Genomic DNA, 12,658 nt, shown 5'->3' with positions numbered 1-12,658 from the left:
AGCGCCTTCAGCTCCGATTCAGATTGCCGTTCTAGGTCCAACGCAAATTGCAGAAGGAACTGGATATGGCACAGCAGGAACTGTCCATCATTATCATCACGTTGAATGAACAACACACGCTTCCCCGCCTGTTGGGAGATCTGAAAAGCCAAAGCTGGAAAGACTTCGAAATTATCCATGTCGACAGTCGCAGCAAGGATGAGACTGTCTCGGTTTCGAGGGCAGCATCCGGGGAGTTCAAGCACTTCCACATCATTGAGATGAAACACAGGGGCGTGAGCCTTGGCAGAAATGTGGGCGCTGCAGCCGCCCGTGGCAAACGTCTTTTGTTTCTGGATGCCGATACGCGCCTTCACCCGGAGTTTCTGGCCCGTTCGGTGGCAGAGTTGGAAGACCGTGAACTGGCCGTTGCCGGTGTCTGCATGGATGGAACCGGATTGCCGATGTTGATGCGGCTTGGATACAGATTGTGCAACATCTGCATTCGGACAAGCGCTCGGTTTTTCCCGACGGCCGTCGGAGCCTGCCTGTTTTCCACGCCTGAAATGCATCGCAGGACAGGCGGCTTCGATGAGGCGCTAAGCCTTTGCGAAGACTGCAACTACGTGCTCAAGGCCTATAAGGAAAACTCGAGCGCATACGGTGTGCTGAAGGAGAGTTTTACCTTTGATCCGCGCCGGCTGCAGCAAGACGGCCTATTTTCCACCGGCCTGATTTATGTGAAGGCCAATCTCAGGCGCTTCTTTGTTGGCGAACTTACCCGAAACGAGATTGCCTACCCGTTTGGCCATTACAAACAGGATGCACCGAGGTAAGCCATGGAAGGCGTGATCGCTTTTGCTCAAGGGCCGTTCGGGTTGATCAGCCTTGCCCTTCTTGCCTTTGGAGACGCGTTGATCGGCATCGGTTTTTTTGTCCCCGGAGAACCCGCTTTTCTCGCAGCAGGGTTCTTGTGGGCGACAAGCGGGGACAGTTTTCCTGCCATCGTCGTCCTGGTCAGTGCCTGGTTGGCTGATCAAGCCAGTTTCTGGATCGGGCGCCGCTATGGAACAAAGGCAGCACTCTACTGGCTTGCGCCTTTACGCCGCCGCAGGCACTGGCGAAAAGCAAGTGGCTTCCTGAGGCAGCACGGCGCAAAAGCAGTCATTCTGTCGCGTGTCCTAGGCCCCATTGCCTGGGTCACACCGTTTCTGGCTGGCGCGTCCAGGCTGCCTGTTAGCACTTTTTTGTGGTCATCGGGGTTCGGCGTCGTGATTGGTGTCGGACAGTTTTTCATTTACGGCAGTTTGCTTACCGCTGGCCTGCAAAGCGTGGGTTCCATTCTAGGGCCCGTTTTGGACTTTGCTGTGAGCCACTGGGTAGCGGTCGCGGTTGTAACGGCGATTTTTGTTGCCGGCGTGGTCACCTGGCGCTTGTTGCCGAACCGGTTCACCCTCAGACTGTGTCTGTCCTTCTGCAGCGCAATGACGGTGCTGGCGGCCATTAACGCTGTGTACTTCTTCGGGACCGGAGCACACGCGGTCACAGTTCCGCCCTCTCCCCGACCCGAGTTGCACTCGGTTTGTGCCCTGAAGGATCTGCCGTTTCTGGTCAAGCCGGGTCAAACCTCCCTACACAGGTCTCAGCCAATCAATGTTGTCTTGCTCTCCGACACTTCACCGAGGCCCCTAATGGCCGCGCTCGGCTGGCTGCAGAACAAGACCTACAGCCAGGACAACATCACGCTGGTCGATTTTGTTGTGTCCCTTTTCACGAAAGAGTTGCCTGTTTCAGAACTCTACTGGATGGATCGTCCCGCCGACAGCGCCTTTCAGCTGCCTGGCAGCTTGAGTGAACGCGTTCATATACGCTGGTGGAAAGCCGGAACAATTGAGGGGCAGTCGCTCTATGTCGCCTCCGTGAGCCGGGATGAAGAGATTGCCATCAAGTATTACAAACATATTCCAACGTTGCTGCACGACATCGCGCGAAACGTCGATGAGGAACGGGAGCGATTGCGTGCTGACATTCAAGACATCGCGCAGATCGCCTCAAACACGGATCACACCGTTCTCGGAACATTTCCCTTGGGCGAAGCAGTCAGGGCGACTGAAAATAGCGAGTATTTCACGGACGGTGGCGTGCTGTTCGTTCACAGCGCATCGCAAGCGAGGCAAATTGGTTCCGCGAATTGCCTGTCGAGCGGCACGCAGGAAACAAGAAACGGGACATTCCATGCGCATTTTGCTGGTTGAAGATGAGTATCTGATCGCTGACGCGATCAAGGCCAGTCTTGAAAGGCAGGCTCATCATGTCGACTGGGTTAAGGATGGCCGCAGTGCCCAGGACGCCCTGGCGGCAGACCGCTTCGATCTAACTGTCCTGGATCTGGGCTTGCCGCACAAAGACGGGATGGATGTCCTGAGAGATCTGCGACGCTCAGGAGACAAGACACCCGTGCTCATCCTTACCGCAAGAGATGCTGTCCAGAACCGGATTGAAGGACTTGATCTCGGTGCAGATGACTATCTGGCAAAACCATTCGATATGGATGAACTTGTCGCCAGGTGCCGCGCCCTCATTCGACGCTCCAACCAAAATGCCGACCCGGTCTTAAAGCACGGCGATGTCGAGTTGGACACGGCCAGTCAAAGTGTGCGTTACAAAAGCCAAAAAATTGAGTTGCCCCCCCTGGCTTACCAGACCCTGCAGGTCTTGCTGGAACGGCAGGGGCGCGTCGTTTCCAAGAACGATCTTTCCGCGACCCTCTATGGCTGGGAGCCGGAAGCGGAAAGCAATGTGATCGAGGTGTATATTTCCCAGATCCGGAAGAAGACCCGCAATGACCTGATCAGAACTATCCGCGGTGTCGGATACATCATCGACACCGAAACGGTGTGAGGAGGCGACATGTTTTTTTCCTCTATCCGATCCCGCCTCCAATGGGTGCTCTCACCCTTGCTTCTGCTGACGCTCGTGATTACGGCCACGTTTGTCTATTTCTCGTCGCGCTCCGAACTGAGAGATGCACTCAATGCGCAGCTCGACCTTCTGTCCGAGGCCGCGGCGGAGGTCAGAGGTGAAGCGTTGCTCGCCTTGCCGAGTGAAAAGGATGACTACGAGGAAAATTGGACGACCAAGAAGTTCGACTATCTCGGAGACTTCCTTCTGGTGATCCGGGACCAAAACGGCTCTGTTCTCTACAATTCCATGCCGGAGCTTTCTGTCCCCTCCGAGCTTGAACCTGGAGACCATCGCATCACGCTGGATGGACAGGCCTGGCATATTGTCGTGCGACGGACCACCAATGCCGATCGGCTCTATGTGTCCGGACGGATCGAAGAGGAAGCCCGCGATGTTGCGTTGCAGCTGGTTGGCACAGCAGTGCTCCCCCTGTCGCTGGTTTTCGGGCTGGCACTCCTGGTCAGCATCGTGTCCGTTCAGGCTGGCCTGTCGCCCCTTCTGAAACTGTCGCAACATCTGGAAACCCGTCCGGCGAAAAATCTCGATGTCATCGATCCTTCGGATCAGCCAAGCGAGATCAAACCCATCGTTGACGCCCTGAATAACCTCTTCAAGCGCATCGAACAGTTCCTGCGGCGCGAACGGCAATTCGTTGACGACGCGGCACATGAAATCCGTACCCCGCTTACCGTCATCAAGGCACAGGCGCAGGCCTTGAATCCCACTGGCATGGACGAAAGCAATCGCAGACGGGTCAATAACATCATAGCCGGGACCGACCGGGTTGCACGACTGAGCAATCAACTTCTGCAACAGGCCCACGCGGAAAAGGAAAAAGCCGGGACAGACACGATTGACTTGCGGCAGATGATCATTGCCCTTGCTACAGAATTCGACGCTCTTGCGCGTCAGCGGGACGTGACACTTGAACTCAAGGACAAGAACCAAACGGAATTTCTGTGCCTTGCCAATCGGGACGATCTTTGGACCATCCTGAGAAACCTGATTGAAAATGCCATCCGATATTCCGGATCACCCGGCCAGGTTCTGATCGCTCTGACAGAACGGGCCGACGGCCATCTGGACGTCTCCATCGCCGACAACGGGACTGGAATACCGCAAGAGGAAAGGACGAAGGTCTTTCAGAGGTTTTATCGGGGCACTCAAGTCAAGGACAACGACGGTGGTATAGCTCAGGAGGGAGCGGGTCTTGGACTGTCGATCGTTCTGGCTCTGGCGGAGCGCAACAATATCGACGTTTCCGTTGCTCGCAGTGAAAGACTTGGTGGCGCTGATTTCCGGGTCAGCGTGTTGCTGACGCGCCAAAAAACACCTGGGTGAACTGCTCTTCAGCTGGGATTCAGATTGGTGACTAGGGTGACCTCAAACAGATAGTTAGAGGTCACGCCTAGATGCCACGCACCATCAATCGCAGAAACTTTCTTTTCGGCAGCGCGCTCACCGGCGTCGGTCTTGGTACGGCGTCCCTTTTCGGAAGGGCGACCGACGCAAGAGCCGCAGGGCCGGCCCTGCCGCTGATCCCGATGATGGACCTGACGGAGATCGAAGGTCCTGCTGTTGATCTTCCCCTGCTCAAATCCGCCCATTCGTTCGGGACGGGTAACAAACAAGCCACATTCGGTATCGGAGCTCCTTACCTCGGTCCAATGCTGCGCGTGAGCTCCGGACAGGACATACGTTTTCACGTCAAAAACATGATCGACGAGGTAACAACCCTTCACTGGCATGGGCTGCATATACCAGGGGATGTGGATGGCGGGCCGCATCAGGAAATCCAGCCGCAAGATGTCTGGGCGCCAATTGTCCCAATACGCCAACGCTCCTCTTTGAACTGGTTTCACGCCCACACGCATGGCAAGACAGCCCGCCAAACCTATCTGGGCCTGGCAGGCGTCATGCAGATTGAGGATTCCGACAGCCTTTCCGCAGACCTCCCCAAAACCTACGGCATCGATGACTTTGTCCTGGTTCTGCAAGACAAGCAGTTCGATAGCGATGGCCAACTTGTCTATCAGCTCACCGGTGAAGTCTTTGAAGAGGGCTTTACGGGGAACCGCATGGTCATCAACGGTCATGTCGCACCGGTCACGCAACCCGTTCCTAAAGGGCTCGTCCGGCTGCGGCTGCTCAACGCCTGCAATGCGCGCTTTCTCGACCTGTCCTGGTCCGACAACCGCCCCGTCCATGTGATCGCGTCTGATGGAGGCTTCCTGTCGAGACGTGAGGCTGTACAAAGCCTTACGATGACACCGGGTGAACGCTATGAAATCCTCGTCGACATGCGCCAACAGAGTGAAGCGCTGCTGCAGGTTTCCGATTCAGATGGCGGCGGCGAGGCGGAAGAAATGCTTGGTTGGATGACCAACGCTCTGATGGGCCCGGAACCGTCAAACTTTTCGACGACACCGGTCCTGACCCTCATCCAGAACAACAGCCTGCCGGCATATGACGGCGTCTTGCCTGACACGTTGGGCCAGTTGGCTTCGCCCGACACGGAGCAAGTTATCCGGAGACGGCAATTTGAGCTGAATATGGGAGATGGCGAAGATCTGGCCGCGCTCGCTGCAGCCTGGGGCAATCTGTGTGGAAATGGCAGCATGTCCATCAACGGGCGACCGATGAATATGGACATCGTCAATGAAGAAGTCGCGATCGGAGAAACTGAGATCTGGGAAATCAGTGCAGACGATCAGGACCACCCGTTTCACATTCACGGCTGCTCATTCAGGATTCTCAAACAGCAGGGAGACGTCCCACCGGCCTATGCATCCGGCTGGAAGGACATGGTAACGGTCGGTGAAGGCACTTCTGAAGTGCTGGTCCGCTTCGATCACAAGGCGACCAAAGACGCTCCTTACATGTATCACTGCCACATATTGGAGCATGAAGATTGCGGAATGATGGGGCAATTCACTGTGACCTGAAGCCGATGGGCCACGGACCGCAGGACCCTTCAATGCGTTGAAAACGGGTTTCAATGCCCGCCACAAGCGGCGGCAGTCCAAAAGAAAATGCCCTTACCCATCTATCGAACCGTTCAACTCCAAAAGCGATCAGGCTGATCTCCGGCTCTACTGGCTTAGACGCCAGCGCGTGTGTGCCCCAATTGATGGCAGCTGCTACGTGCTAAATTTTTGAAAGGCGAAATTGCATGAATGAATTTAGTCGCGTTCCGGAACAAGGTTCGTTTTCAAGAGCCCTGACATTCGGTCGCGAATGGGTCCGAGCGCCCCTTCGCGTGGGTGCCGTCTCGCCGTCAGGTCCCGCATTGGCAAAAGCCATTACCAAAGGGATTTCAGCCACATCCTCTCCGGTGATCGAACTGGGACCAGGCACAGGTGTCTTTACAGCCGCCTTGCGTGAACGTGGTGTATCGGACGACAAGATTGCATTGATTGAAGCCAGCGCACCTTTTGCCAACACCCTGGCGACACGGTTTCCCAACATTAAGGTTTTGAACGCAGATGCCAGCCGCATCCATCATGTGAGCCCATTCGGAAAGACGGGGACAGGAACGATTGTCTGCGGATTGCCTCTTTTATCGATGCCATCGGCCAAGGTTTACCGCATCGTGCGTGGCAGCTTCGCGACCTTGCGCACAGACGGAACAATTCGGCTGTTTTCCTACACACCGATCTGTCCGGTTCCGACCGGTATTCTTGATCATCTAGGCGTCGCCGTTCACAGGGAGTCTTTCGTCGCAGCGAACCTGCCACCTGCCTTCGTGTTCACACTGGCGAAGGAATAAAACCTTCCCAACGTCTAAATGTACAGCTTTGCGTGACACTCGTTTTGTCTTCGCAAGTCGCCTTCCAGGCCAAGGCCGACGCCCACTTCTGGTCGCCCTGCTCCAGCTGCCCCATCAACCCGGGAAGCCATCAGCGATGCATTTGCGATGGTTGCAAAGCAGGCCCCGGCGCCCTTCCGCCGGTTCTGCCATCCACCTTGGCTCCGACCGATCCTAACCAAAACCTAACCTGGTCCAAATCGGCCCAAAACCCTGGACCGCTATACCCGGTGTCCTGGGAAGAGAGCACGTGAGCGCCCTTTCCATTGAGTTTGCCGAAACCAGACATCCAGGGACAGAACCAATGAAGACCTTCGGAAAGACTATTGCAGCGGTATCCATGGCCATGGCCATCAGCGTCGTGGCCCAGCAGGCGCAAGCCGTCGACGAGCATTTCATCGATGGCGGTGCCGTCGTCGGGGGGACCGACGTTGTCGCTTATCACACCGTTGGCGCGCCGACGCCCGGATCGGCCGAGTTTGCCTCCGAATATCAGGGCGCGACATGGCATTTTTCCTCCGCGGAGAACAAGGCTCTCTTTGACGCCAACCCGGCGAAATATGCACCCGCCTATGGCGGATGGTGTTCGGCGGGCGCCAGCAAGGGCAAGAAAGTGCCGACCGTGCCTGACCTCTGGGCCATCGTTGACGGCCAGCTTTACCTCAACAGCAGCCCTGCCGCCCACAACAAGCTCTTCCTCGCCGACACGGACACCGTGATTTCCAAGGGCGAATCCAACTGGAAGGTGATTTTCGCGACCTCGCGCGAGGCGCTTCTGGCGCAATAACGCAACAGCTTCTGCGCCGCCGCCACAGGTGGCGGCGCGGGGCCGATCAACTTCTCGTCTCCAGATCGTTATTGGACGCGTTATGCAGTTAAAGGCACGCTTTATCCCGTCGGAAAATTTCTCCGGGGAGACGGGTGAAATCGCTGCCAGAGCCAAAATCCTTGTGGTCGAAGACGATGAGAACATTCTCAATCTTCTGAGCGCCTATCTTGAAAGCGCGGGCCATGAGGTCGTGGCGCTTCAGGACGGGCTGGCGGGCTGCAAGGCGGCCCTGACGGACACATTCGACATCTGCATCTTCGACGTCATGCTGCCGCACCGGTCCGGAACGGAAATTGTCGAGGCCATGCGCCTGCAGGGCAGCGTGACACCGGTCCTGTTCCTGACGGCGCTGGGTGCGGAAAGCAACGTGCTCAAGGGGTTTGCCGCAGGCGCGGATGATTATGTCGTCAAGCCGTTTTCACCGCGCGAACTGATGGTCCGCATCAAGGCGATCCTGCGCCGCAGTCAGATGGCACCCGCCGCTCACACCGAGAGGTTGGAAGTCGGTCCGCTGAATTTGGACCTCGACCAGCCAACCTGCCACCTCTCCGGAGAGGCCATTCCGCTGACACCCTATGAACACAAGATCTTGAGGCGCCTCGTGGAGCAGCCCATGAGGGTCCTGTCCCGGGGTCAGCTGATCGCCCTGCTTTACGGCAACGACGTTGCGGTCGGGCCGAAGGCAATCGATGTGCATGTCCACAACCTCAGAACCAAGCTGGGGGACGAAACCGGTTCGCTGATCGAGACGGTGCGCGGCTTTGGCTACCGGTTCTCCGCACCCGGGCCCGCGGGGCGCATGATATCGTGACCCACCGCCTGCACCGGTTGCCATGGCTGACGTTCCAGATGATCGCGGCCAATATCACGATTGTCCTGACGCTGGGTGTTGCCTGGTACTGGCTGTTTCTGGGCCAGAGCACGACCTATTCCGATCGTCTCATGGCCACCTTCAACATCGAACCGGGCCAGGTGCATGCCATGTTTGTGGACGAAGTCGAGCGTCAACTCTGGACCAGCATTTCGGTCGGCCTGGTATTCGCTGTCGTAGCCTCCATCGGGGTCACGCTCCTGATTGTCCGGCCGCTCGGCGTCCTCGCCCGGACGACCGACCGGCTGCGACAGGGTGACTATAGCGTGCGGGCAAGACCCCAATCGGGCGAAGTCGGCAGACTGGCCGATACGGTCAATGCCCTGGCCGCGGCCCTGGAACGGGAAGAGAGCCGCCGGGCCCGCTACCTCGCCGATCTCGGGCACGAATTGCGGACGCCGCTTACCAGCCTGCGCGGTTACACCGAGGGTCTGGAGGATGGTGTTTTCCAGCCAGACGCCAGGTTCTTTTCGCTCATGTCGGATGAACTCAACCATCTGACTGCGTTGACCCATTCCATCGAGGTCTTGGAGCTCTCGCCGGAGGAGAACGATCGGAGCCTTCCCGGTCTCGAGCCGCAAATCCTTCTGGACGACATCAAGCGCCGATGGGACAGTCAGTTTCGGGCAAAGGGCCTGCAGCTGGCCCTGAGCCTCGATGTGGCCCTGACCGACGGACGGATTGCGCTGAAGGACAAATCCGTGCGGCACATCATCGACAATCTGATGTCAAACATGCTGAGATACGCCGATCCGTACACTGTCTGCCACATCGGCTTTTCCCGGCATGGGCCACAGGGGGCCGAACTGATCTTCAGCAACTGTGCGAAGGACCTGCCCGTTGCGTCGGTCCCTCTGCTGTTTGACCGATTCTTTCGCGTCTCCCACAGCCGGACCCGGGAAGGCAGCGAGCATTCAAGCGGGCTCGGCCTGTCAATCGTGAAGCAGTTCTGCCTCGCCAGTGGCGGGTCCGTTCACGCCGACCTGCAGAACGGCGTTCTAAGCGTTTTCGTCCGGCTGCCTCTTTTGGAGGTGGCTCGGATAAAGAAACGGACGGCCTTGCAAGAAAATGTCTGATTTCAAACGCCTACATGCAAGACGGAACCATCCTTGCCGTCGCAACGCGCCCTACGCGCCCTAAAACCCGACCCTTCCGACCATCGGCAGCTTGATCGAGAGATCCTTCACATCGACGCCATAGGTCAGTCCGAGCAGGTTGATCTCCAGGCCTTCCTCCCAGGCCACCAGAACGCCCAGAAGGCCAGAGAGGGAAAGCTGATAACCGGTGCCGCTCGGGGCTCTGGCCCAAAGGCCGGTATCGAGAAAATCCTTGCCGACGGCGGTTGGTGGCAGATCCAGTTTCAGTTCAGGGGCAACCCGGCCGAGATGGGCGATGAAGGTGTTCGAATTGGGACCGGGCCAGACCGTATATTCATCGTTGTGGCGGTAGTCCTGGATCGCCGCCAGCAGTCTTGGAATGGCGACTTCTGCCTCTTCCCCGCGAAACTCGGCAAGCAGTCGCGGTTCCGAGCCGAACCAGCGGCTGTCCGGTGCACGGCGAGAAGCGGACACCGCCTGCCCGCCATGACGGACTCGCCATCCGATGACTTCATAGGTGGTGAAATGCTCCGCCTCCGGCGGCTTGATGGATATCCAGCTGTGAACGCCGAAATAGCCGCGCCAGCTGAAGGCCCGCGCGGCATAGACCTGGATGATGGCCTGGCGTTCAATCTGCGGATCAGGCGCAATTCCGAGCGGCGCCCGGCTGGCACTGCTCCAATGCCCGGAGGCTGTGTGAATGCCCCCGAACACCACAAACAGGCCAAGCCCGAAATTGAAAAGCAAAAAACCTGTGGTCCAGATCAAGATCCGCCGCATTGCCGCTCCCGTGGTCCGGTCTTTCTCTATATCAGCTGTAAATAGGAGCCGATCCGGCGTTTCCAAAGCCAATCACTTTCCCGCGACGGGTCAGGTTGACGCACCTGCGGGCGGCACAGCTTCGTGCTGTCTGACGGGTGTGGCACAATTCACACGTGCAGCAGCCGTTGTTCCGGTCCGCGGCACTTTCGGCTTGATCCTGACGGCTCAAACGCTAGGGTGACAGGGCTGGATGACAGCTACCTTTGGCGCGTCCGGCAGCCTTCGCACCTACGAACCACCATAACTCCAGAGATCCTTATGCGCCCACTCGGTCCAAACTAGGCCGACACGCAGACCATATTCGGTTCCCGTGTCGGTATCAGTCTTTTCATCCGTACCGCCCGCGACCCGAACTCTTTTTGAGCCTCTCCGTGCCGGTACGATTCCCTTTTTCGAATCCCAAAGCCAAACGGAGCACCGGACCGATGAACACGGTCTTTTCTTACCTTGAAAACATTGTCTCGCCCTTCAAGCCCCATGACGGCACGCCACCGCCCTCGGAGCTGAATGCATTTTACTGGCATTTCATCCGCCAGATCTGGAAACCTCTGGCCTGGCTGATGGCGTTCGGGTTTGTCGTCTCGATTATCGAAGTCGCCCTCTTTGATTATCTCGGGCGGATCATCGACTATCTGAACACGACCGGTCCCGACCAACTTCTGGCCGATCACGGCGGCGAACTGATCTGGATGCTGGTGGTGGTCGTGCTGCTGCGTCCGTTGTTCGGTGCCGGGCACACGATGATCAAGTTCCAGATCATCGAACCGGCCATGACCAACCTCATCCGCTGGCAGACGCATAAACACGTTCTCGGTCAGTCGCTGACCTACTTCAACAATGATTTTGCCGGGCGGATTGCCAACAAGATCATTCAGACGGGGCCCTCCCTGCGCGGGTCGGTCGTCTCCCTGATCGATGCCATCTGGTTCGTGCTGATCTATGTGGCAGCGGCCATTTACCTGTTCCTCGGCGTCGATGCCTGGCTGATCCTGCCGCTGGCCGGATGGCTGGTCATCTATGTGACGCTGCTGGTCTATTTCGTGCCGAAGATCAAGGAGCTGTCTGCGATCATGTCCGAGGCGCGATCGAGCCTGACCGGACGGATCGTGGACAGCTACACCAACATCCTGACCGTCAAACTGTTCGCGGCAGGCAGGCGGGAAGAAGGCTATACGCGCGAAGCGCTGGAGGACCATACACGGAAGTTCTACGAAATCCTGCGGCCGGTGTCGCTGATGGTCATCCTGCTCTGGGCCGTCAACGGTGTCTTCATCGCGACCTTGAGCGCACTCGGCATCGGCCTGTGGCAGAACGGACTTGTTTCTGTCGGATCGCTGACACTTGCGATTACCTTGTCGGTGCGCATCGTCAATATGTCCGCCTGGATCATGTGGATCACAACCGACATCTTCGAGAATGTCGGCACCGTTCAGGAAGGCATGCAGACCATCTCGCAGCCTCATGCGCTGGTGGATCGCGCGGATGCCAAGCCGCTTGCCGTCTCAAGTGGCGAGATTGTCTATGAGGGCATCCGGTTCCACTACGGCAAGGACAAGGGCGTCATTGAAGACCTCTCTCTTCGCATCGCCCCTGGCGAGAAAGTGGGCCTGGTCGGACGATCCGGAGCCGGCAAGTCGACCCTGGTCAATCTGCTGCTGCGCTTCTACGACCTGGAGGGTGGGCGCATCCTGATCGATGGCCAGGACATCGGCGCCATTACGCAGGACAGCCTCAGGGCGCAGATCGGCATGGTCACGCAGGACACGTCCCTGCTGCACCGGTCGGTGCTGGACAATATCGTCTACGGCCGCTCCGGCGCCAGCCGGGAGGAAGCGAAGCGGGCTGCGGAAAAGGCACACGCCATGTCCTTCATCCCCGATCTGGAGGATTTCAGGGGCCGGCGCGGGCTTGATGCGCATGTCGGAGAACGCGGCGTGAAACTCTCCGGCGGCCAGAGGCAGCGGATCGCCATTGCCAGGGTGCTCTTGAAAGACGCGCCGATCCTGGTTCTGGACGAGGCGACCTCGGCCCTCGATTCCGAAGTCGAGGCCGCCATCCAGGAGAGCCTGTTCGACCTGATGCAGGGCAAGACGGTGATTGCCATTGCCCACCGCCTGTCGACCATTGCCGCGATGGACCGGTTGATCATCATGGATCAGGGCCGGATCATCGAGGAAGGCTCGCATCAGGCGCTGTTGCAGAAGGGCGGGGTCTATGCCCAGCTCTGGAACAGGCAGTCGGGCGGTTTCCTGGATCCGGCAGCGGTGGCGTAACGAACCTGTTCCGTG

Annotated in this window: 11 protein-coding genes; 10 read left to right on the top strand and 1 reads right to left on the bottom strand. The window is 58.0% G+C overall.

Annotated elements, in window-relative coordinates; genetic code table 11:
- Positions 1–65 precede the first annotated feature (65 nt).
- From ACO6TG_RS18270 to ACO6TG_RS18230, 9 genes are all read left to right on the top strand, one after another.
- On the top strand, positions 66–815 hold the full coding sequence (locus tag ACO6TG_RS18270; RefSeq protein WP_422374502.1) for a glycosyltransferase: 750 nt from the start codon (positions 66–68) through the stop codon (positions 813–815).
- Between the two features lie 3 nt (positions 816–818).
- The gene (locus tag ACO6TG_RS18265; protein WP_422374501.1) at positions 819–2,234 is read left to right on the top strand and encodes an LssY C-terminal domain-containing protein; all 1,416 of its coding nucleotides are present in this window, start codon (positions 819–821) and stop codon (positions 2,232–2,234) included.
- Positions 2,215–2,880, top strand: a complete 666-nt coding sequence (locus tag ACO6TG_RS18260) for a response regulator transcription factor (protein WP_422374500.1) — start codon at positions 2,215–2,217, stop codon at positions 2,878–2,880. Before ACO6TG_RS18265 ends, ACO6TG_RS18260 begins: the two co-directional genes overlap by 20 nt.
- 9 nt (positions 2,881–2,889) lie before the next feature.
- Positions 2,890–4,284 carry a sensor histidine kinase gene (locus ACO6TG_RS18255; protein ID WP_422374499.1) on the top strand — a complete coding sequence of 465 codons (1,395 nt, stop codon included), beginning with the start codon at positions 2,890–2,892 and terminating at the stop codon, positions 4,282–4,284.
- 203 nt (positions 4,285–4,487) lie between these two features.
- Positions 4,488–5,888 carry a multicopper oxidase domain-containing protein gene (locus ACO6TG_RS18250; RefSeq protein WP_422374498.1) on the top strand — a complete coding sequence of 467 codons (1,401 nt, stop codon included), beginning with the start codon at positions 4,488–4,490 and terminating at the stop codon, positions 5,886–5,888.
- A 227-nt stretch (positions 5,889–6,115) separates the two neighbouring features.
- Complete coding sequence (locus ACO6TG_RS18245) at positions 6,116–6,712, top strand: class I SAM-dependent methyltransferase (protein WP_422374497.1); 597 nt, start codon at positions 6,116–6,118, stop codon at positions 6,710–6,712.
- A gap of 343 nt (positions 6,713–7,055) precedes the next feature.
- Positions 7,056–7,538, top strand: coding sequence for a YHS domain-containing (seleno)protein (locus tag ACO6TG_RS18240; protein ID WP_422374496.1), 483 nt, complete (start codon positions 7,056–7,058; stop codon positions 7,536–7,538).
- 82 nt (positions 7,539–7,620) lie between these two features.
- On the top strand, positions 7,621–8,391 hold the full coding sequence (locus ACO6TG_RS18235; RefSeq protein ID WP_422374495.1) for a response regulator transcription factor: 771 nt from the start codon (positions 7,621–7,623) through the stop codon (positions 8,389–8,391).
- Positions 8,388–9,527, top strand: a complete 1,140-nt coding sequence (locus ACO6TG_RS18230) for an ATP-binding protein (protein WP_422374494.1) — start codon at positions 8,388–8,390, stop codon at positions 9,525–9,527. Before ACO6TG_RS18235 ends, ACO6TG_RS18230 begins: the two co-directional genes overlap by 4 nt.
- 60 nt (positions 9,528–9,587) lie before the next feature.
- On the opposite strand, the gene ACO6TG_RS18225 is transcribed toward ACO6TG_RS18230, so the two are convergent.
- On the bottom strand, positions 9,588–10,328 hold the full coding sequence (locus ACO6TG_RS18225) for a DUF3750 domain-containing protein (RefSeq protein ID WP_422374493.1): 741 nt from the start codon (positions 10,326–10,328) through the stop codon (positions 9,588–9,590).
- A 467-nt stretch (positions 10,329–10,795) separates the two neighbouring features.
- On the opposite strand from ACO6TG_RS18225, the gene ACO6TG_RS18220 reads away from it, so the two are divergent.
- Entirely contained in the window at positions 10,796–12,643 is a 1,848-nt protein-coding gene (locus ACO6TG_RS18220) for an ABC transporter ATP-binding protein (protein WP_422374492.1), read from the top strand.
- Positions 12,644–12,658 lie beyond the last annotated feature (15 nt).

It is taken from the genome of Roseibium sp., from assembly GCF_965233565.1.
Classification (GTDB): domain Bacteria; phylum Pseudomonadota; class Alphaproteobacteria; order Rhizobiales; family Stappiaceae; genus Roseibium.
Note: the sequence above shows the minus strand (reverse complement) of the source record. Positions and strands in the feature narration are given on the sequence as shown.

Coding starts and splice junctions, on each gene's coding strand:
- ACO6TG_RS18270 (WP_422374502.1), top strand. CDS start 66: ATGGCACAGCAGGAACTGTCCATCATTATCATCACGTTGAATGAACAA.
- ACO6TG_RS18265 (WP_422374501.1), top strand. CDS start 819: ATGGAAGGCGTGATCGCTTTTGCTCAAGGGCCGTTCGGGTTGATCAGC.
- ACO6TG_RS18260 (WP_422374500.1), top strand. CDS start 2,215: ATGCGCATTTTGCTGGTTGAAGATGAGTATCTGATCGCTGACGCGATC.
- ACO6TG_RS18255 (WP_422374499.1), top strand. CDS start 2,890: ATGTTTTTTTCCTCTATCCGATCCCGCCTCCAATGGGTGCTCTCACCC.
- ACO6TG_RS18250 (WP_422374498.1), top strand. CDS start 4,488: ATGATGGACCTGACGGAGATCGAAGGTCCTGCTGTTGATCTTCCCCTG.
- ACO6TG_RS18245 (WP_422374497.1), top strand. CDS start 6,116: ATGAATGAATTTAGTCGCGTTCCGGAACAAGGTTCGTTTTCAAGAGCC.
- ACO6TG_RS18240 (WP_422374496.1), top strand. CDS start 7,056: ATGAAGACCTTCGGAAAGACTATTGCAGCGGTATCCATGGCCATGGCC.
- ACO6TG_RS18235 (WP_422374495.1), top strand. CDS start 7,621: ATGCAGTTAAAGGCACGCTTTATCCCGTCGGAAAATTTCTCCGGGGAG.
- ACO6TG_RS18225 (WP_422374493.1), bottom strand. CDS start 10,328: ATGCGGCGGATCTTGATCTGGACCACAGGTTTTTTGCTTTTCAATTTC.
- ACO6TG_RS18220 (WP_422374492.1), top strand. CDS start 10,796: ATGAACACGGTCTTTTCTTACCTTGAAAACATTGTCTCGCCCTTCAAG.